General features: G+C 73.5%; 18 protein-coding genes and 1 pseudogene. 7 read left to right on the top strand and 12 right to left on the bottom strand.

All coding sequences use genetic code 11. The features are described 5' to 3' along the window. Nucleotides 1–64 precede the first annotated feature (64 nt). A complete protein-coding gene (locus KUM38_RS10760; protein ID WP_217129086.1) occupies nt 65–1,276 on the bottom strand; it encodes an MFS transporter in 1,212 nt (403 codons plus the stop codon). Between the two features lie 200 nt (nt 1,277–1,476). Here KUM38_RS10760 and KUM38_RS10755 point away from each other — a divergent pair, with 200 nt between their 5' ends. Next, nucleotides 1,477–1,992, top strand: a complete 516-nt coding sequence (locus KUM38_RS10755; RefSeq protein ID WP_217129085.1) for a hypothetical protein — start codon at nt 1,477–1,479, stop codon at nt 1,990–1,992. Here KUM38_RS10755 and KUM38_RS10750 read toward each other — a convergent pair. The 6 genes and pseudogenes from KUM38_RS10750 to KUM38_RS10725 form a co-directional block, all read right to left on the bottom strand. Then, nucleotides 1,989–2,216 carry a hypothetical protein gene (locus tag KUM38_RS10750; protein WP_217129084.1) on the bottom strand — a complete coding sequence of 76 codons (228 nt, stop codon included), beginning with the start codon at nt 2,214–2,216 and terminating at the stop codon, nt 1,989–1,991. The genes KUM38_RS10755 and KUM38_RS10750 overlap by 4 nt on opposite strands. A gap of 106 nt (nt 2,217–2,322) precedes the next feature. After that, nucleotides 2,323–3,401: pseudogene (locus KUM38_RS10745) on the bottom strand (peptidase C39 family protein). A 207-nt stretch (nt 3,402–3,608) separates the two neighbouring features. Further along, nucleotides 3,609–4,295, bottom strand: coding sequence for an RES family NAD+ phosphorylase (locus tag KUM38_RS10740; protein ID WP_217129083.1), 687 nt, complete (start codon nt 4,293–4,295; stop codon nt 3,609–3,611). Beyond that, a complete protein-coding gene (locus tag KUM38_RS10735) occupies nt 4,295–5,011 on the bottom strand; it encodes a hypothetical protein (protein ID WP_217129082.1) in 717 nt (238 codons plus the stop codon). Before KUM38_RS10735 ends, KUM38_RS10740 begins: the two co-directional genes overlap by 1 nt. Then, a complete protein-coding gene (locus KUM38_RS43245) occupies nt 5,008–8,784 on the bottom strand; it encodes a CHAT domain-containing protein (protein ID WP_217129081.1) in 3,777 nt (1,258 codons plus the stop codon). Before KUM38_RS43245 ends, KUM38_RS10735 begins: the two co-directional genes overlap by 4 nt. A gap of 112 nt (nt 8,785–8,896) precedes the next feature. Further along, nucleotides 8,897–9,439: a hypothetical protein gene (locus KUM38_RS10725; protein WP_308408941.1), complete on the bottom strand. Its 543-nt coding sequence runs from the start codon at nt 9,437–9,439 to the stop codon at nt 8,897–8,899. 360 nt (nt 9,440–9,799) lie between these two features. Between KUM38_RS10725 and KUM38_RS10720 the strand changes: the two genes are divergently transcribed. The 4 genes from KUM38_RS10720 to KUM38_RS10705 all read left to right on the top strand — a co-directional run bounded on the left by KUM38_RS10720 (nt 9,800) and on the right by KUM38_RS10705 (nt 17,729). Beyond that, the gene (locus KUM38_RS10720) at nt 9,800–13,174 is read left to right on the top strand and encodes a CHAT domain-containing protein (protein WP_217129080.1); all 3,375 of its coding nucleotides are present in this window, start codon (nt 9,800–9,802) and stop codon (nt 13,172–13,174) included. Between the two features lie 865 nt (nt 13,175–14,039). Beyond that, the gene (locus tag KUM38_RS10715) at nt 14,040–15,137 is read left to right on the top strand and encodes a SagB/ThcOx family dehydrogenase (protein WP_217129079.1); all 1,098 of its coding nucleotides are present in this window, start codon (nt 14,040–14,042) and stop codon (nt 15,135–15,137) included. A gap of 58 nt (nt 15,138–15,195) precedes the next feature. Beyond that, a complete protein-coding gene (locus KUM38_RS10710; RefSeq protein WP_217129078.1) occupies nt 15,196–16,482 on the top strand; it encodes a cupin domain-containing protein in 1,287 nt (428 codons plus the stop codon). Further along, complete coding sequence (locus tag KUM38_RS10705; RefSeq protein WP_217129077.1) at nt 16,479–17,729, top strand: MFS transporter; 1,251 nt, start codon at nt 16,479–16,481, stop codon at nt 17,727–17,729. Before KUM38_RS10710 ends, KUM38_RS10705 begins: the two co-directional genes overlap by 4 nt. Nucleotides 17,730–17,820: 91 nt before the next feature. Here the strand turns inward: KUM38_RS10705 and KUM38_RS10700 are convergent, their stop codons facing one another. The 3 genes from KUM38_RS10700 to KUM38_RS10690 all read right to left on the bottom strand — a co-directional run bounded on the left by KUM38_RS10700 (nt 17,821) and on the right by KUM38_RS10690 (nt 20,266). Then, a complete protein-coding gene (locus tag KUM38_RS10700; protein ID WP_217129076.1) occupies nt 17,821–18,270 on the bottom strand; it encodes a hypothetical protein in 450 nt (149 codons plus the stop codon). 80 nt (nt 18,271–18,350) lie between these two features. Further along, complete coding sequence (locus KUM38_RS10695) at nt 18,351–19,454, bottom strand: 3-dehydroquinate synthase II family protein (protein ID WP_217129075.1); 1,104 nt, start codon at nt 19,452–19,454, stop codon at nt 18,351–18,353. Beyond that, nucleotides 19,451–20,266, bottom strand: a complete 816-nt coding sequence (locus KUM38_RS10690; protein WP_217129074.1) for a 2-amino-3,7-dideoxy-D-threo-hept-6-ulosonate synthase — start codon at nt 20,264–20,266, stop codon at nt 19,451–19,453. Before KUM38_RS10690 ends, KUM38_RS10695 begins: the two co-directional genes overlap by 4 nt. Before the next feature lie 448 nt (nt 20,267–20,714). On the opposite strand from KUM38_RS10690, the gene KUM38_RS10685 reads away from it, so the two are divergent. Then, nucleotides 20,715–21,491 carry an AfsR/SARP family transcriptional regulator gene (locus KUM38_RS10685; RefSeq protein WP_308408940.1) on the top strand — a complete coding sequence of 259 codons (777 nt, stop codon included), beginning with the start codon at nt 20,715–20,717 and terminating at the stop codon, nt 21,489–21,491. 136 nt (nt 21,492–21,627) lie between these two features. On the opposite strand, the gene KUM38_RS10680 is transcribed toward KUM38_RS10685, so the two are convergent. Both KUM38_RS10680 and KUM38_RS10675 read right to left on the bottom strand, forming a co-directional pair. Further along, nucleotides 21,628–22,665, bottom strand: coding sequence for a ParB/RepB/Spo0J family partition protein (locus KUM38_RS10680; RefSeq protein ID WP_254396978.1), 1,038 nt, complete (start codon nt 22,663–22,665; stop codon nt 21,628–21,630). Nucleotides 22,666–22,729: 64 nt separating this feature from the next. Then, a complete protein-coding gene (locus KUM38_RS10675; protein ID WP_217129071.1) occupies nt 22,730–23,209 on the bottom strand; it encodes an Rrf2 family transcriptional regulator in 480 nt (159 codons plus the stop codon). A 91-nt stretch (nt 23,210–23,300) separates the two neighbouring features. Here KUM38_RS10675 and KUM38_RS10670 point away from each other — a divergent pair, with 91 nt between their 5' ends. After that, nucleotides 23,301–24,578 (top strand): CynX/NimT family MFS transporter, encoded by a 1,278-nt coding sequence (locus KUM38_RS10670; protein ID WP_217129070.1) that lies wholly within the window; start codon nt 23,301–23,303, stop codon nt 24,576–24,578. Nucleotides 24,579–24,731 lie beyond the last annotated feature (153 nt).

The following is a 24,731-nucleotide window of genomic DNA, read 5'->3' as shown; positions in this document are numbered from 1 at the left end:
ACATCGAGGACGGTGACGGCCCGGTCACGCGTGACGGGGCAGGAACCGTCGAACTCGTTCGCTCTCAGCGTCGACGGGGTCGCAGCACCCCGGCGAGCAGGACGACGAGCAGTCCGGCCAGGGGTACCACGAGCAGGCCCGTGCGCAGGCCGGCCGCGTCGGCGACGAGTCCGACGACGGGCGGGGAGCACAGGAAGCCCAGGCGCATGAGCCAGGAGACGATGGTGAGTCCCGACCCGGGCTTGAGGCCGGGCAGTTCGTCGGCCTCGTGCATCGCCGCGGGCACGAGGGTCGCCACGCCGAATCCCGCCGCGGCGAAGCCGAGGACCGTCCCCGGGACCGTGGGGACGGCCAGCGCCAGGCCCATGCCGGCCGCGGCGACGGCCCCGCCGGCGCGGGCCACCTGCCGCTGGCCGAACCGGTCCACGAGCCGGTCACCGATCAGACGGCCGACGAACTGCGCTCCGACCAGGGCGATGAATCCGCAGGCGGCCAGTGTCACCGACGCGTCCAGGGAGTCGGCGAGGTACAGCGCGGCCCAGGAGTTGCCCGCGTCCTCGACGAGTGTGCCGGCGGTGGCGATGAGGACGAGAGCGGTGAGCATGTACGCGGTGCGCCGGGAGGTCGTCGCGTTCCGCTCCGGCCGCGGGTCGCCGCCCGCGGCGCCCCCTCCCTCCTCGGCCGGCTCGGTGTCGGGCCCGGGCAGGCAGTGGCGCAGGGCGGCACAGGCGGCGATCCCGAACACCACACCCGAGACGAGCAGGTGCTGCCCCCGGGACAGGTCCAGGGCGATCGCGCCGGCGGCCATGGCCCCTCCGGTGACGGCGCCGATGGACCAGATGGCGTGGAAGGAGTTGATGATGGAGCGTCCGTAGCGGCGCTGCACCCGCAGGCCGTGGGCGTTCTGCGCGACGTCCGTGATCGCGTCCATGGCCCCGGCCAGGAACAGCGCCGCCGCGAACACGGCCACCGAGTCGGCCAGGCCCGCGGCGAGGACCCCCGCGCCGGTCAGCAGGGTGCCGGCCACCGCGACGCGGGCCGACCCCAGCCGGCGGACGAGCACTCCCGCCGCCAGGCCCGCGGCGATGGCACCGGTCGGGAACGCCGCGACGGCCAGCCCGTAGGCGGCGTTCCCGATTCCGAGATCGGCCTTGATCTGCGGATACCGCGGCAGCAGGTTGGCGAACAGCGCCCCGTTGGTGAGGAACAGCACGGCCACGGCCGCACGGGCCCGCCGGTCGGCCCGGGTGGGCTGCTGCAGTACGTCGACAGTCATGCGGGGAGCCTACAGGTGGAGCGTACGGTCGTACATTCCCGGCGTGTACGACCGTACGCGCCCGCATCGCGCTCGGGCCGAGAGCTCCGGGAAGAACGTCCGCGAGATTGCCGGGCATATTGTTGACAATCTTGTGGCGTGCGTCACACCTTGCCCCCGAGGCATCGGCGAAGCACTTGGTGCTCGATGAGGGGAGACCCATGCGGCGGCTGACCGCTTCCCACGGACGTGATGCACTCGCCCACTCGACGAGCGTGCGGGCGGAACGCCCCGTGCGCCGCGAACGCCTCCTGAGAAGCACGGCGCTCGCGGGTTCCCTCGTCCTCACGGCCGTCGCGGTGCCGGCCTCCGTCGCGGCGGTCGCCCCCGCGCAGAGCCGCGGCCGTGCCGCGGACCCCCAGGGCGCCGCGCTCGCCTTCGACTCCGGCGCCTACACGACGCTCACCGTCACCGTCGACGGCCGGCCGGTGGACGTGCGCTGGTACAAGGAGGTCTGCTACGTCGCGAACCCGGTCGCCGCGGCGGCGCAGCAGCCCGGTGGTCCCGGCGGGGGCACCACCACGATTCCCCACACCGCCTGCGGCTACCAGAGCATGAACGTGTTCGTCCCCGAGAGCGCCTTCGGCGACCAGCGGGCGCCGGTCTACCTCGCGGTGAACAACGACGGTTGGATGGCCAGTTACATACGGGCGAGCGTCACCGCCGTTTCCTCCTAAGGCAGTTCGACGAGCAACGTCGGCGCCGCCCTGAAGGCCGGATACGTCTTCGTCGACGTCGCCAGCCGCGGCCGCGGACTGGTCGGCGCCGACGGCTCGTCCCCCGGCAAGGCCCCCGCGGCCGGGACACCGCGTTCACCGTCTCGGTCAACCTCGACCGGGCGCTCGCCGCCGACCAGCAGGTCGAGAACCTCGACCACCGGCTCGCCTGGAACCAGCCGCACGCCGGCAACTTCGACGTGCTCGAGGCCATGGCCTGGATCGCCGAGGCCGTCCGCACGGCCGGCGACCCGCTGACCGGCCGTCGTTCCCGGTATCCGAGCCGGGGTGTCACGGGCGCGGGCGGCCGATGGTCACGGCACCGCGGAAGCGGTCCGCCGAGAGGGCCGACATCGTGTCGAGCGACGGGTCCGGGACGGGCAGCAGGTGGGCGTCGACCCAGGTGTCGCCCGTCGCCGCGTCGGCCCAGGGGTCCTCGATCACGACGGCGCCGGGGACGGTGCCGTGGCAGAGCACCCAGTGCGGCACGTCGAAGCCCTGCGTCCGGGCGAGCGAGAGCAGGAGCAGCACGTGCTCCCGCCGGCCGAGCGCGTCCCGGATCGCGGTCAGGGAGAGGCGGCGCGGGTCGACCGGGACGCCGATCCGTCCGGCGTCCGTACGCGACGTGCGCTGGAGCAGGGCGCGCCACTCCTGTTCCTGCTCCGGGAGGTGGTCGAGCAGGACGGGCCGGTCCGTGTCGAGGTGGACCGTGACGGGGGACGACGGCCACGTCCGGCGCACGGCGACACCCAGTCCGACGGGCTCGCACGCGAGGAAGTTGGTCGCGTCGCGCCACAGCGTCAGCTCCGCCCGGCGGTCGAGCGCCTCCCTGGGCAGCATTCCCGCGTGCGCCTGCGCGACCAGGGCGGTGACGGCGCCGCACGTGAAGTGCGTGGTCTGCCCGTAGTACGGGGGTTCGCGGCCACCACGCCGTCGTGCAGCCGGCGGACGTAACCGGCAGCCGGTCCGGCCGCGCCCTCCGACTGCGCGAGCGGGAGGCGCATCGAGACGAAGCCGGCGGCAGCGGCGTCCTCGGGGCGTGCCGTCCATCCCTCCCACTTGACCTGCGCGAGCTCCCGGCGGCGTGCGTGGGTGACGACGACCGCGACGGCCGCCGGCACGTCGCCCACGGCGTCGACGATCTTCAGGTAGGCCGTGTGCGGGCGTGCCGTCACGAGCGCGGCGGCGGTCCAGTCCTCGCCGTCGTCACCCGGGACGGCCACGAGGTGCGGGGCGTGGGCGGAGCGGTCGACCGTGTGCCAGCGCTCCATCACCTCGGGGTGCCCGAACCGCCGCAGCGGGGCCGGCGGCGTGCCGGGGTCGAACGGGACGACGATGCTCTTCACGGGCGTTTCCTGCTGAGACGGCATTCCGGTGCTCCCGGGGGGGGGCAGCCCTGCTGGACGTCATGAGCCTGGAGCAACCCGCGACCCGCCTGTTCTCGCCCGACGCGCTCATCCCCCTGCTCATCGGTCCCGAAGGACCGCATCGGCAAGGCCCACCCCCTCACCGCAGAGGTGGCGGACCTCCTGGAAGTCCGGCTCCATCGCCTGGACGACGCCGTGCCGTCCCGCTCGTCACGGGCGCCTCGGCCGGGAGATCTCCGACCGGAGCGGTTCGAGGAGTTCGTTCGCCCGCTCGATCCCGGCGTCGGAGCCGAGGTCCGCGATCCCGCCGTCCGGCAGCACCTCCAGCGGTTTGCCGTCACAGCCGTCGCAGCCGTCGAACCGGTCGTGGAAGAGCACCAGGGCGTGCTCGGGCCGGTTGCGCCGGGACTGCCAGACCAGGCCCACGATGTCGGGCGTCTGCGTGCGGATCTCGCTCGCCCAGCGCCTGGCCTGCGGGTAGTTGCGTTCGTCCTCCAGGAGCGTGGAGTCCTGGCAGACGGCGGCCAGGTCCTGTTCCCCGAGCAGTGAGACGAGGCTCAGGTCGCACCTGGTCCGCAGGGCGCTCAACGACCGTTCCCGTACCGTGATCCAGGGGATGTACCGCATGCTGGACCGCCGGTCGAAGGGCCGCGAGCGCAGCACGCTCTCGGCGAGGGCCGTGGTCGGGTCGGCCGCCAGGTACAGGGAGTGGTACGGGTCCAGCGCCGTGCCGTCGAAACGGCCGCCCTCGCGGTGGTCGTGGACGTCCGCGAGGATCGGGTTGAACTGGTCCGGAGCGTACTTGGACTTGTGCACCCGCCACAGTTCCGTGCCTGCCGGGACCACCTGCCGGTTGGGGCGCAGCTCCAGCGGTGTCATGGGGAAGAAGCCGCTCATCAGTCCCCCTCCGCCAGTGCCGTGGCCGCGCCGACCAGCTCCCGGTCGGGCAGCCGGCCGAGGAGCGACGCGGGCGTTCCGCCCAGCCAGGTGTTCCCGCTGAGCCACCAGGCGGCGGCGCCCCAGGGGTCGATGTCGGCGAGGAGCACGCGGTTGACCTCCAGGACCACCTCGCAGGGCCTGCCGTCGCCCGTGCCGAACTGGAACTCCGGGTAGCGGTCGCCGCCTTGGGCGTCCGTCAGTCTGATCAGTTCGGGAGGCGGTGCCGTGCCGCCGCACCGGGCGCGCGCCTCGTCGGCGGAGAGGGCCGGGGCGCTCAAGAGCTGGTCCTGGGCGGTGTCGCCGGTGTCGCCGGTGCTCTCGGTGCCGTCGGTGCCGGAGGCCGGCTCCGGGAGCACCAGGCGGGCCATCAGCTCCCGCGCCCCGGCCACGGTGGACGGCCCGGGCGGCGCCGCGACCAGACGTACGGAGTCCAGCGCGAGGCGCACCGGATGGTCCAGCGGCAGCGGCAGCAGCGCGAGGCGTACGCCCTGCAGCGCTCTGCGGACCGCCCTCGTGTCGTCGGGCGCCGCGTCGCCGAGAGCGGCCAGCCGGGCGAGCAGCAGCGCGTACTGCTCGTCGTCGAGCGCGTCCCGGACGGTGTCCCGGTGCTCGCCGACCAGGGCGAGCAGCCGTTCCGTTCCGCCGCGGCCGCCGCCCGTGCCGTCGTCGTTCACGCGTTCCCCCCTTCTGTCGTGCCGTGCGTCGTGCCGTCCGTCATGTTCCGTGTCCTCGCTTCCTTCCGGCCCGGATGCCCCTGGTGGACGAAGGCGGCCCACAGCGGGATGCGGTCGAGTCCGGGGCGTTCCATCTCCCTCAGCAGTTCGCCGTCGAGCGAGCCCGGGTTCTCCCGGTGCGGGTCGAGCATCCACAGTTGCGCCGCCCTGAGCGCGTCGGCGGGGCCGAGCCCGTCGACGGTCAGGTGGTGGTGGAAGACCGCCATCATCAGCGCCGACGCGCTGTCCGCCGTCCGCCACCGCGATCCGACGACGTCCCGTGCCCCGCCGGAGACGAAGGCCGTGGTGAGGGTCAGCGCCTCGTCGTGGTCGCGGTTGCTCAGGTCGGTCTCGCAGGCACTCAGCACGACCAGCGGGCCGTCCGGGGCGCCGTCCGCCGGGCCGCGTCGCGGATCCGTGCGGTCGAGCAGCCGGGTCACCGTCAGCAGGCCGGTGTCCGGTGCGGCGCCGTCCGTCGCGGCCTCGGGGACGGGGTTGTCCCCGGTGCCCTCCGGGACGGCGAGGTACAGGGCCGAGACCGTGGGGCGCGTGCCCGCCGATCCGTGCGTGGCCACGTGGAGCAGCGAGGCTCCGTCGGCGAGCAGCGCGAGGATCTCGTCGGGTGTCGCGGCGCCCAGTCTCCCGTCGGGCTCGTCGGAGACCTCTCCGCACAGCCGCGCTCGCGGGTAGAAGGCGTCCCGCAGGGCCCTGACCTCGACATCGGCATGGACCAGGTCCATGGTCGGGTCGGCGACCAGGACGGGGGCGGCCGCCGGGTCGCGCGGCGCGCGCCCGACCGTACGCAGGAACTGACCGCCGGACGCGGCGTAGCTGACGACCACCGTCTCACACAGGTGGCGGTGGGGCGCGTCGCCCGGAGAACGTGCGGCGTGCCAGGGGACGATGCCGAGACGTCCGCAGGGCACCAGGACGGCCCGCAGCGGCCGGCCGTCGAGCCGCCCGGCGTCCGTGAGCCGCTTCTCGATGCCGGCGAGGACCGGGCCGAGCACCTGGAACGCCCAGTCGCACAGCGTCCCGAGGGCGTCCTCCCATGCCTGCTCGGCGGACGGGTCGCGTTCCCGGCCGTCGCCGCGCGCGTCCGCCGCGTCGATGTAGCGTTCCAGCGGACCGCTCCCGGCGCCGGACAGCAGAGGCAGCGCGCCCGTTCCGGCCCCGAGGTGCGGCCCCACCGCGATCACCATCCCGGGGACCTCGTCCTCACCGGGGACCAGGTAGACGAGGACGTCCGCGCCGGCCTCGGCGACCCCGTCCGCGAGCTCGGCGAGCGTGGGCGTGGCGAGCGGGCCGCCGTCCTCCTGCCGGTAGCCGAGGGCTTCGAGGGCCCGGCGGCGCAGCGTACTGGGCAGTTCGCCGGGGACACCCGGTCCTCCGGCCGCCCCGGCGCCACGGGAGAGGCCGGCCGCCCGCCAGGCCTCGGCGAGCTCGTGGTGTCCGGCCGCGTCGAGCAGTTCGGGCACGGCCGACGAGGTGGCGGCCGCCTGCAGCACCAGGGCCCGGCCCAGTTCCAGGGCGGCCACGGCCTCGTGCACCCGCCCGCACGTGAGCGCCCAGCGGGCGGCCCGCAGCCCACGGCTCGCCCCGGAGCGTGCCGCCAGCAGTCCGTGCTCCGCCCCGGTCTGCAGGAGGACGTCGGCGGCCAGCGCGGTCAGCGCCTCCTTGGCCGCGTCCACGCAGACGGTGTCCTCCGGGTCCTGCCTCAGCACCTTGCGCAGGTGGTACGCCTCGGCCAGACGCCACAGCGCGTCGGCGGCGATCCGCTGCCCCCGTCCCCGCCGGACCTCGTCGCGGATCCGCTCCAGCGCCTGGACCAGGGCGTCGAGGTCGGCCGGATCGCGGGTGTGGGAGAAGCGCAGGCCCAGGGAGGCCGCGTAGGCGTCGGCCTCCTCCGCCGAGGCACCCTCGGGAGGCTCGGGCGGGAGATCCTCGGGCACCGCCACCCGCTCGCCGGTGAGGCCCGCGCGGAGCAGGGCCGGGTCCGGCATCGGGATGTCCGGCGGGGGCGGCCCGCCGGCGAACGGCAGTCCGCTCCCCTTGGCGCCGGTGATGCCCTGCTCGGTGTAGGGCAGGGCCCGCAGCAGCATCTCCTTGTCCTGGGTGACGGCACCGAGCCGGCCGTAGGCCGCGCCGAGGCAGGAGAGCACCGCGAAACGGCACGGATGGTCCTCGGGCACCGCCCTCTCCAGCTCCTCGGCCTCCTCGACCAGCTCACGGAGCCGTTCGACGTCCTCCGTCTCGCCCGCTTCGAGAATCCGGCTGAAGGTCGCGAACGCACGGCCCAGGACAGAGGGGTCGCCCACCCCCGGGATCGGCGACCCGGCGATCCCCTCCAGGTGGGCCAGGACCGTGTCGATGTGGGCCCGGCCCGCCGACCGGTCCTGGAAGGTGCCGCCGACGGCGGGGCTGACGGCGAGCAGCAGCGCTCTCAGGCTCTCCAGCGCGGGCGTCGCGTCCGGCCCGGGCAGCGGCGTGTCCTGGACGGAACGCAGCTGGGCGAGCAGCCGGTTGAGCGCCTCGGGATCGCCCCGCTTCAGCACGTCGTCGAGCCCGGCCGTGGTCTCGCCCACGGTGTCCAGCGCGGCAATGAGCCGGCGGAAGTCGTCGGGGGTGAGCGGAGGCCGCGGGGGCGGGGGTGAGGTGGGCCCGGGGTTCCGGCGGGGTCCGGACGCCTCGTCCGCCCCGGGCTCCGGCGCGGGCCGTGGCCCCGGGACGTCCGCATGCCGGTCCCCGGGACCGGCCGGGCGGCCGGGCTCGGAATCCGCGCGGTCGGACTCGGAAGCCGGACCACCGGAACCGGGAGCCGGACGCCCCGGCCCGGAAGCCACACGGTCGGACTCGGAAGCCGGACGCCCCGGCCCGGAAGCCGGACCACCGGAACCAGGAGCCGGACGACCCGACCCGGAAGCCACGCGGCTGGACTCGGAAGCCGGGCGGCCGGGACCTGGACCGGCGGCCGCCGCCGTCTCGTGCGTCCCGGAACGCCCAGGCGCGGAGACCGGGCCGCCGGTACCGGAGGTGTCGGCATGCCCCGTCGTGGGGGCGTCGTCTGTGCCGAACAGCCGCTCCGCCATCCGGCGCAGCTGGTCGGACGCCGGTGTCCCGGCGGGCATCATGCCCGTCAGCAGGTCGGTGAGCCCGGCCCCGGCAGGCATCGCGAGCACGCCCCGCATCCGGCGCAGCTCGTCGAGGAACGGGGACGGCAGCGGCAGTTCCATCACTTCCGCCGTCAGCGTCTCGACCTCCGCCGCCATGGCCACCATCCCGGCGGGGCCCACCCGTGTGACCCGCTCCAGGAGGGCGGAGAGGTCGGGCGCCGCCCCGGGCGCGCCCGGCCCCGGCCGCAACGGCACCACGTGCGACAGCAGGAACAGCGCCGCCCACCGCCTGTCCTCGTCGCTCACCGCCGCGCCCAGCGGCGTCCGCCGGTCCCGCGCCTCCCGCAGCAGCCGCTCCGCGCGCTCCCGGTCCGCGGGCGCGCCGCCCCCGGCGGCGTGCCGCAGGGTCAGCGCGCCCGCCAGCCATACGCTCACCGCACCGCGCAGGCCGGCATCGTGGTCCAGGAGGCGGACCAGGCCGTCGAGTTCGGCGACCGTCGCGTCGTGGTCCGGCGGCGACGTGCCCGCCCCCGCGCCGGGCACCAACCGTCTCGCCCGCTCCATCGCGTCCGCCGCCCAGGCGCGCAGGCCCAGAACACCGCCGGTCTCCTCGTCGCCCACCGACACCTGCCTCCGTCCCCGCCTCGCCGGCGGAAGGGGATCGGCCCCCGTTCCGATCCGTACTATGCCGATCCGCCGGGCCCCCGGTGGCCGTTCCGCCCGTTTTCCGCGCTCAACACCCGGAATCCGCCCGGGACACGCCCAGATCGGCGCGCATCTCGCGCCGCATCCCCCGCAACCGCTCCCACAGCGCGTCGATGCCCTCCCGCACGGCGGCGGGCGAGTCCCCGCGTCTCGGTACGCCGTCGTCCAGCCGCCGCACCATGCCGTACACCACGCCGAGGTCGTGGCTGACGCCACCCGCGTGCTCGAGCACGCGCTGCGGCAGCCGCATCTGGGCCTCCGCGTACACGTCCCGGTACCGGTCGCGTGCCTCGGTCAGCCGCTGCCGTACGGAACCCGGCTCCCCGGGGCGGTCCAGTGCGTGCACCTGGTCGGTGAGCGCGGCCAGGTACTGCCGGCCCGCGGTGTTCAGCGCCACGTAGCACGACCGCAGTTCCTGGGTCTCACTGCGCCGTTCCCGCAGCTCCTCGGTGCGCTCCTGCTCGCGCTGCCGGCTGCGGTCCGCCGCGCGCTGGGTGAGCAGCGCGGACAGCAGCGTTCCGACGACTCCGACGACCGTGGCCACCGGAACGGTCGCACCACCGAGGTCCACGGGACCTCCCTCCCTCGCCCTCGCTCCACGTGTTCCGCCGTTTCCCCACGGGACCAGCGAAGCAGCACGTCCCCCGCCGGGTGAACCACCGGCCCGGACAACGACCGGTGTTCGCCCCGCCCCCGACCACCCGGACACCGGCGGCCGGCCGCACACGGCGAACGGCGGTGCCGCGCGCTTCGGGCAACCCCAGGGAGCCTTACCACCTCTCAGGGCGTCTCCTGGCCGACTTCCGGTCTCCTTCCGGGATTTGACGCGATCGCCGTACTGCGGGAGCGGCCGTGGAGCCATCATGGGCCCACGGGGCCGGTGAGCCGGCGGATGCGGAAACACCAGCGGCGGACAGGGGGACGCGCGAGCATGGTGAGCGACGATTCGGACGGGGGCGTCCGGGGACTGCGGCTCTGGGCCGCCGACGCGACCGAGAGGGCGGCCCGGTTGATCTCCCGGGCGGGCGAGGGGACCCTGTCCCCCGGGGACTTCGACGGCCCGGTGGCCGAACTCTCGGGCCTGCGGGGCCTCTTGGACCACGATCACGCGCTGCTGGGCGTGGTCACCGTGCGTCTGGGCGCCCTGCTCGCCGTCCGGTACGCCACCGGGAACGGCACCCAGGAGGACCGCGAGCGCGCGCAGCGCCTGCTGAACGAGGCGCGGGACCCTTCGACACCGTCCGGTGAGGCGGTGACGGAGCAGGACAGGCAGTGGGCGGCGATGTTCCTGCTGACGGTGACGGACGTGTCGGTCCCGGTCGGCACGCCGGGGGCGGCCCCGGACTTCTGGCCCGTCTTCGACCAGACGCTGAAGGCGGGCTCGGGCGCAGTGGAGGAAGAGGCGGCGAAGTTGGCCGCGCTGGCCGAGGAGGCCGGTCGGCTGCCGGTGCCGCCGGAGGTCCGGGAGAAACTCGGGCAGGCCCGGGAACTGCTGTCGTACATGGCGCGCTCCGGTCTCTCCGAGCCGGAGCGGCTGCTGGGCATGCTGCCCGCGGACCTCCCCTTCACCGAGCAGCTGCGGATGCTCCTGAACCTGGTGAAGGACCTGCCCGAAACCCCCGAATCCCCTGGGACCCCCGGGACCCCCGGGACCCCGACGGCGACCGCCGACGGCGGCACTCCGGACCCGGACCCTGCCGCCCCGGACCCGGAGGCCGACACCACCGTCCTCGGCTCCTGGCTGGCCGCGCTGCTCGGCCCCATGGAAGCCCTGCAGACGGGCGACCCGGAGCAGATCAGCCGACTGCTCCAGCGGCTGGGCACGGACCTGGACCGGCTGCCGGACGGTCACGGCCGGGCCCCCGAGATCGAGACCCTGATGCGCCTGGTGCTGCAGGCGGGCCAGCCGCTGGGCGGCAGCCACCAGGACACGGACGCCGCCCGCGGCCACGCGAGGCAGGTCACCGAGCACTTCGAACAGCAGGCGGCCGCCGACCCGGCCGCCGCCGGACTCCTCATCGGCAACCGGGCGATGAACCTGCTCCTCCGGGTGCGCGAGGCGGAGGAGGCGGAGTCCCGGGAGGACCTCGCGGCGCTGGTGGACGAACTGGAGTCCCTCGAGCGGTCCGTTCCGGCCGGCCACCCGTTCCACCCGGTGGTGCGGCTCGCGCTCGGCAGCGCGCTGACCGGCCTCGGCACGCACACCCGGGACACCGGGGCGCTCCTGCGCGGCATCGCCCACCAGGAGGAGACCCTGGCCTCCATGTCCCCCGCCTCCCACGGCCTGCCCGACCCGCTGATCAAGGCCGTCAGGGACACGCTGCTCACCGCCCGGGCCGTCGTGGGCGACGCGCCGGACCTCATGCCCGAGCACGCCCCTCTCCCCGCGGACGCCTCCGCGGACACCCGCTACATCTCCGCCCTGGCGGCGACGATGCGGCACGCCGTGACCGAGGACCCGGCCGACCTGGACACCGCCATCGACGAACTGGAGCGGGTCCGCGACCGCGTCCGGCAGGGCAGGCACCCGCACATCGCCGCCCCCGCGCTCTGGCAGCTCGCGGAGAACCACCGAGTCCGCCTGGCCCGCACCCAGGACCCGGCGGACCGGGACGCCGCCACAAGCGCGGCGATGGAGGCCCTCCAGGCGCTCGCCGGCGACGTCGTCCTGCAGTCCGGCCCCGACCACGGTCTGCTGGCCGCCCGGTCCGGAGCCGACCGCGGCGTACGGGCCGCCGTCTGGGCCGCCTCCCAGGGCCGGGTCGAGGAGGCCGTGGCCGCGCTGGAACTGGGCCGGGCGCTGGTGCTGCAGGCGGCGTCCACCTCGCGGGCCGTCCCCGACCTGCTGGAGTCCCGGGGCCACCACGAACTCGCCCGGGAGTGGCGGGCGGCGGGCACCGCCGGCGGCGGGGAGCCCGGCGTGCTCCCCCGTGAACTGCCCAGTTCCCTGCGGCGCCGCGCGCTGGTGGCGCTCGGCCACCGGGAGCCGGACGGCGTACTGTTCCGGACACCCACGGTCGAGGAGCTGAAGGCCGGGGTCGCGGAGGGCGAGGCGGACGCGCTGGTCTACCTGCTGGCCGGTGAGGGCACCGCGCCGGGCATGGCGATCGTGGTGGGCCCGGACACCGGCACCGGCGTGCGGGCGCTGCCGATGCTCTCCGGCGAGCGCAGCGGCCCCCTGGAGGGCTACCTCGACGCGGCGGCCCGGCACCAGTCGCGGCCCCACGACGCGTCCGCCGAGCAGGAGTGGGAGGAGGCGCTCGCCGAGCTGTGCGACTGGGCGACCGGAGCGGTGATCGTGCCCGTCATGAGCGGCGTCGCGGAGCGGCTCGCCGCCAACGGGAACCGGCGCGGGGGCCGGCCGGGCCCGCCGAGGATCGTGCTGGTGCCGTGCGGGCGCCTCGGCATCGTCCCGTGGCACGCGGCGCGGCTGCCCGCCGGGGCACCGCACGCGTACGCGTGCCAGGCGATGGTGTTCAGCTACGCGGCGTCCGGCCGGCAGTTCCTCGACACGGTCCGCCGCGCCCGGCGCGCCCCGGCCGCCGACCCCGTCCTGGTGGCGGATCCCAGCATGAGCCTGCCGCACGCCGAGCTGGAGGTCGCGGCACTCCACCGGTCCCTGTACCCGGGGGCGCGGCTGTACGGAGACCTCTACGACCTCCCCGTCGAACCGGAGGCCGCCGGTACCCCGGACGACCTCCTCGACGTGCTCGCCGGGACCCCGTCCGTGCTCCACGTGGCCTGCCACGGCTCGGCCGGGCCGAGCCCGACGGCGTCCGCACTGCACCTGGCGTATCCCGAGGACTGTCCCGAACCGCTGCCGGACGAGGGCGGGCCGGACGCGCGGCCGAACCCCGGCATGCTGACCGTGTCCCGGCTCCTCGGCCGCCGGACGGGTGAACAGGGCTCGGACGACGGCCCGTTGGTGGTGCTCAGTGCCTGCGAGACGGACCTGAGCACCCGCGACCACGACGAGGCGCTCACCCTGACGACCGCCTTCGTGGCGGGTGGCGCGCGCGACGTGGTGGGCTCCCGGTGGGCCACCCGTGACTCCGCCTCGGCCCTGATGATGGCCGTGTTCCACCACTACGTGTCCGTCGAGGGCCTCAGTCCGGTGGACGCGCTCAGGGCGGCGCAGATGTGGATGCTCGATCCGCACCGCGAGAACCCGGGATCGCTCGGCGACGACCTGCTCGGCGAACTGCGCGGGGGTCCACGGCTGGACCGCCCGGCCGCCTGGGCCCCCTTCATCCACCAGGGTCACCCCGGCCCCGCCGCGACAGGCGCCGCCTCGGACAGCGGCTGAGGGCCGACGGGGCGGGCCGTCGGCTCTCCACCGAGTCCACCGAGCCCACCGAGCCCACCGAGTTCACCGCGCCCACCGCACTCACCGCATCCACCGCGCCCATGCCTGCTCGCCGGGCGTCGGGACCGCGTGCGGCGCGGTCCCGAGTGCGGGCGACGGCCCGCGGACGCCGCCGCCCGCGCGGAACACCGCGGACGTCGGCGACCGACGGATCGTCGAGGCGGCCGCCCCCGAGCAGGCCGGGCAGGGCGGCCGGGCAGGGCGGCCGACCGGCCGGCGGAAACGGATCGCCATGGGAAACCCGATACACCGCGCACTCGCTCTCGACGAGAATTCTCACGCCCGCCGGAAATGATGGATTCCCGAAAAAGGGAGCCCTTTCAATTTCCGGACGGGGGATTCTAGTGGCACCCTGTCGAGAACCGCTCAAGACTTGTTTCGCGATCCCCTGAAGGCCGGATCAGGAAGCGACGAACGGAGGAGTCGCTTCGACCACATAGGCCCCCACCTGGAGTTTCCCTTCGAGGCCGGCGCGCCGTAGCCGCATTTTTGGCCATGAATCGTGGAGCGTCTTGCCGGAGTCGAAACGCCGGGCCTAATGTCGAACACGTCGGCAGAACGAATAGCGACCCAGGCTGACAATGGGCTCTCTTTTCTCTCCGCCGACGCGTCGGAAAACCGCCGACCAAGCAACAGGAGGTGACAGAAATGGAGCTCGACATCGAGATCGTCGAGGACGGCCAGGTGCTGCTGCACCACCCGTCCACCTGATCGTCCCGCGCGGACGAACGGTAAGTCCGGCTGTGATGCCCAGGCATCACAGCCGGACCACATCTGGAGCGCAGTCGCCGAGAGGGAGACGTGAATGAAGGTCCGCCGTCCCGAACACCTGGTTCTGCGATGGCTTCCCGAGGGACTGGAGGTCGGCGTCCCGGGGCGGGCGCAGTGGATCAGGCTCTCGGACGATCTGCGCAAGGTGCTGGACCGGGCCGGGGACGGAATCGACCTGGACGAGCTGGCGGGCGCGTTCGGCTCACAGCACGAGGCCCAGGTGCGCCAGGCGGTGACCGGTCTGCTCCGGCTCGGGGTGCTCGCCGCCGTGGACGACAACCACCGGGTTCCGGCCCTGTGGCAGCGCTGGGGCGGCCTGGCGCAGCGCTTCCACGTCGAGGCGCGGGACGTCGACTATCTCGTCGACTCACCCCGGCGGGCCGACGAGGCGGAGGCGATCCTCGCCGGGGGCGACGCCCCTGCGGCGTTCAAGGAGTACGCGGACAGCCCCGTCGTGCTGTTGCCGCGCAGGCCCCTGCCCCTGACCGCGCCGGTGGACGACGTCTTCGCCGGGCGGCGCACCCATCGCCGGTTCGCGGACGTCCCCGTCTCCCTCGACCAGCTCGGAACACTGCTCTTCCACAGCTTCGCGCCGCACCGGTTCATCGACGGCGGGGACTTCGGGGTGCAGCAGTGCCGGGTGAGCGCTTCGGCCGGCGGCCGCCACGAGGTCGAGGCGTACGTCGTCGTCCACAACGTCACCGGCGTTCCGCCCGGCCTGTACCACTACTCGGTGGTGCGCCACGCGCTGGAACTTCTGGACGCCCGGGCCGACCGGGCGCGACTGGCTGACCTGACGTACCATCAGGAAGCCTCCTACCAAGGCGCGTTCACCATTCTCACCACGGCCGTCGCCAACCGCCTGGCCTGGAAGTACCGTCACCCGCGCGCCTATCGCCTGTGGATGTACGACGCCGGGCACTACGCCCAGACCTTCGCGCTGGCCGCCACGGCTCTGGGCCTCGGCCCCTTCCAGACCGTCGCCTTCGCCGACAGCCAGGTGGAGCGGTTCCTGGGTGTCGACCCCGACGACGAGTTCGCCGTCTATCTGTTGGCCGCGGGGGTTCCGGAGGCGCCCGCCTCGCTGCTCCCGGCCGACTTCGCCTTCCCGAGCCCGGGAGCGGTGCGATGACCCGGCGGTTCACCGTGGTTCGCCTCCCGCACCGGGCCGTCTGCCGCAGGAGTGGGTCATGAGTCTGAAGCGCTGTGTCGCACTGCCGCCGGACGAGTTCCGCGCGTCGGTGTTCGGTCACCGACATGTGCACACCCCAGCCGCCGATCTGCCGGACGACTTCACCGACCTGTTCTCCCCCCACGTCCTGGAGGAGCTGCTCTCGGGCGGGTTGCGCACCTCTTCGCTACGACTGGTGCGTGACGGCGTGGAAGGCGACGTGACCCGGGGCTGCATCGCCGAATCGGGTGACGCTCCCGGCACCCCGCCGTTCCCCGACACCGACGGCATCCGTCACGCGCTCGCCTCGGGACAGACCCTGATCGTGCGCTCCCTGCACCGCTTCCACCCTCCGATACGGCGCTTCGCGCACGAACTGGCGGCCGAGATCGGTCACCCCGTCAAGGTCAACGCGTTCGTCACACCGCCCGGCTCCCAAGGGGTGGACCTGCACTTCGACGTCCAGGACGTGCTGGTGCTGCAGATAGCGGGCGACAAGCGGTGGCTGTTGCGTACGCCGCCGCTGCCCGACCCCCTGCCGGCCCACGCCTGGTTCGACGTTCCGGCGCGGCGGCGGGAGGAGATGCGCGCGGCCAGCCGGCCGCTCGCGGATCTGGTGCTGCGGGCCGGCGACAGCCTGTACCTGCCGCGGGGGACGATGCATTCGCCGATGGCGCGGGACACGCTGTCCATCCATCTCACCGTCGCCGTCTCGACGATCACCCGGCACGATCTGCTCGGCGAACTCGTGCGCAAGGCGGTCGACGACGACTGGATGCGCGTCGGCGTCGACACCGACGGGCTCGTCGCCGACCCCGGACTCGCACGGAACCTGCTCAGGGAAGCCGGTGAACGGCTCGCGGCGCTGGCCGCCGACGCCGCTCCGGAAGACGTGCTGTGGGCGCTGCGGAAAGCGGCGTTCCGGGAACAGACGCCGGAACCCGTGCCGTTTCTGCCCCTGCCGGAGGGCGTACGGCCTCAGGGTGTTCACCGGCTGCGGGCGGGCGTGTACTTTCACACGGCTTCCGTGAAGGATGGAGTTCAGCTGTCGGTGGGGAACCGCCGGGTGCGGCTGCCCGCGTCGGTGTCGCCCTTCCTGGCGGCGCTGCACCGTGATCAGGTCGCGGACATGGCAGGGCTCACCGCGGCCCTGGGTGAGGACGACGCGCGAAAGGTGGCCGCGGCGCTGGTCGACATCGGTCTGCTGCTGCCTCCCTCCGCCGCACCCTGGCACGCCACCACAGCGCAGGAGGCGGTGCTGCCGGAGGGCGCACCGGGAAGAGAAAGCGATCCGGACGACTCATGACGGAAGACACCACCGCGGCCGGCCGCGTCGACGAGGACACGGCGAGCGGCGGGAAGTTACGGGATCACCCGCAGTTCCTGCGGCTGTGGGCGGGACAGGCCAGCGGGGCCGTCGGCGACCAGGTGTTCCCGGTGGCCCTCAGCCTGTACGTCCTGCACGAGGGAGGCGGTGCGGCGCAGGTCGGCCTGGTGCTGGCCGGCCGGGGCGTGGCCCTGGTGGTGTGCCTGCTGGCCGGCGGTGTCATCGCGGACCGGTTGCGCCGCACCCGCATCCTGATCGCAGCCGACGGCTTCCGCTCGGTCGTCCTGCTCGTCACCGCGGTCTTCCTCACCTGGCTGCCCCTGGGCGTCCTGCCCCTGATCACCGCCGTGGTCGGCGCCGGCGAGGCCCTCTCCCGGCCGGCGTCGCGCTCGCTGCTGCCGAACCTGCTGCCCGACGGCCTCCTGGAGCGTGGCAACGCCCTGGTCTCCGCGGCGCAGCGGGGCGCCGCCGTCGGCGGTGCGCTGGTCGGGGTGACCGCGGTGACCCTGATCGGGGTGCGGCCCGCGCTGCTGGTGACCAGCGCCGTGTTCGCGCTGGCCGCGTTCTGTGTCCTGCGGGTGTCGGACTCCAGGCCCTCGGCGGCCGCCCGTGCGTCCGTACTCGGTGAGGTGGCCGCCGGGCTCCGGGCCATCCGCCGGCGTCCCTGGGTGATGGCCGTCATGGGCACGGTGTGCCTGCACCTGTTCGCCGGCTCGGCGACCGCGCTCACGCTCCTGCCGATCGTGGCACGGCGCGACTTCGGCGGCGATGTGGCGTACGGCGTCGTGCTGGCCGCCATGGGTGCCGGTGCTCTCCCGGCGATCGCGCTGGCGGGGCGCTGGCAGCCCAGGGCCCGGGGAGCCGTGTCGATGCTCGCGCTGACCGGGTACGCGCTGGTGCCGCTGAGTCTGGCCGCGCCGTTCCCGCTGCCCGCGGTGATGCTCTGCTTCGCGCTGGGCGGCTTCGTGGTCGAGCTCTACTTCGTGTACTGGATCTCCGCGTTGCAACGCGCCTTCCCCGACGCGCTGCTGGGCAAGGTCTTCGCCCTGGACCAACTCGGCGCGTACGCGCTCCTGCCGGTCGGGTTCGCGCTCGTCGGCCCCATGGTCTCCTGGCTGGGCATGACCGGCACCCTCGTCGCCGGAGGCGCCGTGGTCGCCGCGTCGAGCCTCCTGTGCCTGGCCGTGCCCGGCGTAGCGCGCTTCGAGGACCGCACCGGCTCCTAGGAGGCGCCCGGGCGGGAGGGGCGCCTGTCCGAGCCGTGGTGCCCTGTGCGCCCGGGTCCACCGCGGTGGACCCGGGCGCACAGGGCTTCGTTCACACCGCTGCCGCCAGGTAGCGCAGTGATGCCAGTTCCGGACGGGCGACGGCCCGGTCGGGGACCCGGCTCCTGGCCGCCACCACCTCGCGCAGCAGCGCCTCCCTCTGGTGCAGGGAGCCCGGCCGGCCGGTGAGCACCCGCTGCCACGAGGTGGAGGTGGACCCGCGCGGGGTGCCGTCCTCGTCGTGGAGGTGGACGCGGCAGTCCAGCACGATGCCTCCGTCCGGCTCGGGCAGCAGTCTGGACAGGCCGATGCGGACGGACGACTCGGGGAAGTCCACCACCACGGTGTCCCGGTCGCACAGGACGTGGCGGGCCTCGGCCAGCCGCGGGTCCCCGATGATCATGACGAATCGGAGGGCGAGACCGCGCCGTTCGAGCGCCGTCCGTCGCCGCCGCGCCGGCCGGGGGCCCGCCGGATACCGGGAAGCGTGTGTGCTGAGCATGAGGCACTCTCCCTATGACTTCCGTGCGGTCCGGGGCGGACCCGGCCGGGGCGAGGGGGGTGCGCCCCGGCCGGGTGGACTCACTTCTCCAGGCAGAACTCGTCGATCGGGTAGCCGACGTGGCGGTCTTCCACGGGCAGGTAGCCGAGCACCTTGTCGCCGGGCTTGAGTTCGGTGCTGTTGAGCACCGAGCCTCCCGGCCCGAGGACCCGGACGTGCCAGTCGTCCTGGAGGATCAGGTTGGCGGTGCGTCCGTCGGGTCCGACGGCGTCGATGGACAGCAGCGGACGGGACTCGATCTTGACGCGGCCCACGGTCACCAGCCGGGTCCGGCCGTGGATGTCCACCGCGGTGACCTTGCTGCCCGACTTCAGCTCGCTCAGGTAACTGGTGCGCCGGTCCTTGGCGAGCGTGTACGAGTGGATCGCCCCGGCGTTGACGCGGAACGGCCGGGTGGGCATGTACGGCAGGGGATGGGTTTCGCTGACGCAGAGGATCATGCCCTTGGAGTGCGAGCCGACGAGGATGCCCTCGTCCTCGCGGAAATACGTGGCGGTGTCCACGCAGGCCCGCTCACCCATGCCCACGTGGGCCGTCGCCGTGATCTCGAGCTCGACGAGGGTCAGATCGGGTATGTCGACCTCGGCCGCCTGCCTCAGCGCCGTGGCGTCGCCCACCCGGGCCGGGGCCATGAGCACCCCGTCCGAGCCCAGCTCCAGCACACCGAAGATGATCTCGGCTTCCTCGACGTCCTGCGCGACCGTGATCAGGCTGCCCTTCGCCCCGGCCGCCGCGGCGATCACGATCTCCAGCGGGATCTTCGTGGGATCGCGGAAGAACAGCAGACTCCACTTGTCCGTGCGGCCGGACCGGCAGGCGTCCTCCAGGGTCTCGGCGTCCTTGATCTCCACGTACCGCCCGAACTCGACGTCCGGGTGGCGTCCGGCCAGCTCGGCGGGGTCCCCGTGCTTGGCCGGATCGACGATGACCACGTCCGCGGCACCGAAGTCCTCCGGCAGCGGCCGGTCCTGGGGGAACAGGATCTTCTTCACGGTCGGCGGCAGATGCTCCAGGTCCTCGGGGGCCGCGGCGAGGATGCCGTCGACGCGCGCGTGAATCGCTTCTTGGAGGATGGCGTCCTTCGCGGAGCCGACGTTGCGGATGTCGATCCAGCTGAGCTTCACATCACACCTGCCATGTGTCGGGAAGGGAGGGAATCGGGGGTTCCGGCCGGGCCGTGCACGATGTCGGCGAGTTCGCGGACCACGCGACCCGGAGTGCGGGAGGAGAAGACGCGCCGCCCCACGGCGAGGCCGCGGCAACCGGCGGCCAGCGCGGTGCGGGCGAATTCGGCCAGGCTCTGCCCGTCGGCGGCGCCACCCGCCACCAGGATCGGCACGGGTGAGGCGGCGACGGCCTCGGCCATGCGTTCCGCCGGTCCCGCGAAGACCGTCTTGACCACGTCGGCGCCGAGGTCGGCGGCGATGTTGGCCACGTGTGCCACCTGCTCGGGGGAGGCGGGTCCGGTCAGTCTCGGGCCGCGCGGGTAGACCATGGCGAGCAGGGGCACGCTCCACCGGTCGCACGCCGCCGCGACCGCGCCCAGGTCCGCGAGTTGCGCGGACTCGGTGTCGGCTCCGATGTTCACATGGACGCTGACCGCGTCCGCTCCCAGCCGGACCGCCTCCTCGACGTCCCCGACCAGGACCTTGGCGTTGCTGTCGGGGCCGAGCGCGGTACTGGCGCTGAGGTGGACGACCAGCGAGCAGGTGGTGAACATCTCGGGAGCGATCAGCCGGGCCCGGCCCTTGTGCACGACGATGCCGTCCGCTCCGCCGTCCACGATGTCGCGTATCAGACCGCCGAAGCCCGCGGCCGTGGCGACGGGGCCGTCGGACACCGAGTGGTCCAGGGGGACGAGAAGAAGTCGTCCGTCGTCATGACCGGACAGCCTGGCCAGACGTAATGCTCTACCGGTTAATGGTGCGCGCGCCATCGGGTGCTCCTTCTGCCGGCTGGTGTGGAACAGGCGGAGGTTGGTTTCGGCGGGGCGCTTGCAGCGTCACAGAGGGCGTTCAAGAAACAGTCGAAGGAATCGTTGAATTACAGCTCGGGATTCCGATGCGGACGCTTCGCACCGTTCGAACCGCAGGTCGCACGGCTGTCTGTGCAACCGAGGAACTTCCTCGGTTGCACAGGCGAGAAGCGGCCGGTGTAAATCCTTCACATGTTTACAGCCAGGTCGGCCGAAACCGATCCGGGCAAGCGGAGGGGGGCTGTTACCTTTGGATCGCTCAGTCAATCCATGTGGCCGAATTACTGGCAACAGGTGACCGGATTCGAGTGATGGGGGACAGATGCACCAAACGAACTACGCGCCCGACCTCTGCCTCGATTTTCACACCGCACGCGAGACCCCCCGAGTCGAGAGCTCTCAACCCCGTGTGCAGGCCAGGGTTCTGGGTGCCCTGCACATCGGTGTCGAGGGGGCGGTCGAAGCCGTCGCGGTCGCACCGAAGATACGAACGGTCCTGGCCATGTTGCTGGTCCACACCGACCAGGTGGTCCCGGTCCAGGGCCTGGTGCGGGAGCTGTGGCAGGAGAACCCGCCCGTGACGGGTCTGCGCACCCTGCAGACGTACATCCTGAACTGCCGGAAACTGCTGGCCCGGGTCATCGGGCACTCCGCCGCCCGGATCTCCCAGGAGGTACTGGTGACCGGATCCGGTGGTTACTGCCTGAAAGGCGACCATCTCCAGCTCGACTGGCTGGAGTTCCAGCGGCTGACGACGCTCGGCCGTAGGGCGCTGAGCGAGGGGAAGACGATCGAGGGCATCGGACTGCTGGACACCGCCCTGGAGTTGTGGCGGGGAGACGCGCTGGCGGACGCGCCGGCCGGTCGCGTACTCGACTCCAAGCGGAGGCTGTTCGAGGAATCCAGACTCGACGCCATAGCGATACGGGCCGAGGCCCAGATCAAGGCCGGGCTGCACCAGCGGGCCATCACCCAGCTCGCCGCCGTCACCCGGGAGCACCCGCTCCACGAAGCCCTGCACCACCAGTACGTACGGGCGCTCGCGCTCGGCGGCCGTCGGGCCGAGGCCCTGGAGGTCCTGCGCGGTCTGCGGGTGCGCCTCGTGGACGAGATCGGAATCGAACCCGGGGCCCCGCTCCAGGACCTCCAACTGGCCATCCTGAACTCGGACGCCCTCGTCGTCTGAGGCGGGCTCCGCCCGCGGGGGCGCCCTCGGGAGCACCGAGCACCCGCATCGGTGAACCGGCGCACCGATGGCGGCTTGCGGCCCCGGGAACGGTCGTTCCCGGGGCCGCAAGCCGCCACTGGTCGTCCGGCGGGTCCTACACGGCGGGGGCGGCGCTCCACGGAGGCGCCGGGTGGAACGACGGGGCGGGCGCGGACGCCTTGACCAGGGTGGCCAGCTCCTGCCAGACCTCCGCGCAGGCCGTGGCCATCGCGGAGATCGACTCCGCGCAGTGCGCCGGCACCGCCGCGGCGATGTGCCGGTGGTCCGCGGCCATGTGGAGCTCCATCATCCGCAGCAGCAGACGCCCGGTCTCGGTCATCCGCAGGGACGGATCCCGGCACAGGCTGCGGAACATCGCCTCACGGGCCTCGGCCGACATGGGCGCCGTGTCCCGGTGGACGACCAGGCGCGGCGGGGCGGGCCGCGACGCGGGCACGGCCGCGGGAGTGGCCGGCGTCGGCTGCGGTCTGGACGGCACGGGGTCCTCGCCGCGCCGCAGTCTGTCGCGCACGTCACGGACCGTTCCCGGTGCGATGCCCGCCCTCTTGGCGATGCTGCGCAGTGACGCGGACGGATCCTCGGCGATGAGCCGGGCCGCGGTCCTGCGGCCCTCGGCGCTGCTGAGCGGACGGACCCGGCCGTCCTTGCCGATGCGGCCCGTTCGACCCGCGTCACCCTGGATCCTGAGGCGTTGGGCGGCGACCGTCTTGGCCGACAGACCGGTGATGGAGGCGATGGCGCGGTCGGACCACTCCGGGTGCGTGCGGAGGATGCGGATCGCGGCTGTGGTGCGCTCGGCCGCGGACAGCGGCAGCCCGTGCCTGACGTTGGCCTCGACCGCGAGGATGAACGCGTCCTCCGCCGGCCCGTCGAAGAACCGCACCTGGATCTCGTGCCTGCCGCGCCACCGGGCGGCCAGCAGTCGGTGCATGCCGTCGATGACGCGCATGGACGGACGATGCACGATGATCGGCGGCAGCGGCGCCTCCGATTCGGCGAGCAGACGGACGTGTTCGTGGTCCTCGCCCCCGCGGCGAGGGGAGTCGGCCAGCAGCAGGCGGGCGATCGGTACTACTTCCACGGCGGACAGTTCGGAGCCGAACACGGGCACGAGGCACTCGTCAGGGCTCATTACTCGGTGCACCTCCGGGAACATGCGGTGTGGGGGGGCGGCGCGGGCGGGACGAGAGGGCCCGCTATCCGGTCCCGGCCAGCCACTGCCGCACCGACCCCATGGCCGATCCCGAACTGTCGGCCTCGATGTCCCGGGCGAGGTCGGCGATCGTGACGCCCTCGAGCGCCGCCCGCCACGCGGAGTCGGCGGCGGCCATGGCCCGTGACACGGCACAGGGCGTGCGGCACTTCTCGGGGTCCAGGGCGAGCGGTCCCTGTCTGCGGATCTCCGTGCAGCGGAACGCCGGTTCGGGGCCGTCGATCGCCCGGACGACGTCCAGGACGGTGATCCGGTCCGGGGACCGGGTGAGCGTGTACCCGCCGGTCGGTCCCGGCGTGGAGCGCAGGATGCCGCTCTGGGAGAGCGACTGCAGGTGTTTGGCGAGGTAGGCCGGCGGGATGCCGTGCAGCTTCGCGATCCGCCCGGCCGGCACGGGGGCCTGGCTCTGAGTGAGCGAGACACAGCAGTGCAGGGCCCACTCGACTCCATTGGACAGCTTCATGACGCCAGACTAGCAGTCTCGGATGTTGACTGTCCGAGATCCTGGTATAAACAAGGACGGCACATATCCGAGATAGACGAAGGTGCAGGTCATGAGCGAGACTGAAGATCGTTTATCCTCCACGTCACCCGCCGTCGCGGCACCGGGTCACCGCTCGGAAGACGCCGCTGCGGCCTCCGGCCAGGAGCGCGCCGCCCTCGGGTTCGCCGCCGTGGCCCTGTTCGTGGCGGCGGCCAACCTCCGTCCCGCGATCGCCGCGGTCTCCCCCCTGGTGGACCGCATCCGCGCGGACCTCGACCTGTCGGCGACCGCGGTGTCCCTGCTGACGACCATCCCGACCCTGGCCATGGGCCTGTGTGCTCCGCTGGCCGCGTCGGTGGGCCGCCGGTGGGGACTGCAGCGAGGTGTGCTGATCGGCCTGGCCGTCGTCGCCGTGGCCACCGCGGCCCGGGGGCTGGGCGGGACCACCTGGCTCCAGCTGTGCTGCGCCGCCGTCGTGGGCGCCGGCATCGCGATCACCCAGACGCTGCTGCCGGCCGTCGTGAAGACCCGCTTCGCCGACCGTGCCGGCCTGGTGACCGGGATCTACACGGCGGGGCTCGGACTGGGCGGCGCGGTGGCCGCCGGTGTCAGCGCCCCCCTGGCCGACGCGGTCGACTCCTGGCCCGTGGCCCTGGCGTCATGGGCTCTCCTCGCCGTCGCCGGCATCGGGTTCTGGTCGGCGGCGAAGGGGCCACTGCGCCTCGCCCACATCGACGGCCCCAAGGGCCCGGCCACCACCGGTCTGCCCTGGCGCTCCGGCCTGGCCTGGCGGATCACCGCGATCTCCGCCGGCAACTCCGCCCTGTACTACTGCGAGTTGGCGTGGATCGCGCCGTTGCTGCACGACGACGGCGGACTGAGCGAGGCCCGGGCCGGCTTCGTGCTGACGGTGATGATCTCCATCCAGGTCGTCGCGATGCTGGGCGTTCCCGCCCTGCTCGGCGAGCGCGACGACAAGCGCTTCGGACTGGCGGTGACGACGGCGCTGACCGCCGTGGGATTCCTGGGCTTCGCCTTCAGCCCGGGCACCGGCACCTGGCTCTGGGTCCTCGCCATGGGCATCGGACACGGCGGACTGTTCACGCTGGTGCTGACCCTGCCCGTCTCGGCGAGCCGGGACGCCGCCCAGGCCGGGCGGTTCGCCGCGATGGCGTTCTTCGTCGGGTACGCGTGTGCGGCCGTCGGACCGGTCGTCGTGGGGGGTCTGCGCGACACCACCGGTGACTACCGCCTCGGCTTCGGCCTCCTCGCCGCCGTCACCCTGCTCATGCTCGCCCCCATCGCCCGGCTCTCACCGCGCCGGATCGAGGAGGACCGGCGCGTGTAGGCGCTCCGCCGCGGGCCGGCGACGGACCGCGGCCCGGTGAGCCGCCCGCCACGGCGGGCCGCCGGACGGCCGGACGGACCGTCCGGACAACGGACCGGCAGGAGTCCACCCAATCCCCCGGGGTGGGCTCCTGCCTCTTTTCCCGCACGTGCC

Source organism: Streptomyces sp. AC558_RSS880 (assembly GCF_019049255.1).
Classification (GTDB): domain Bacteria; phylum Actinomycetota; class Actinomycetes; order Streptomycetales; family Streptomycetaceae; genus Streptomyces.
The sequence above is the reverse complement of the archived record's forward strand: the minus strand, read 5'-3'. Positions and strand labels throughout refer to the sequence as shown.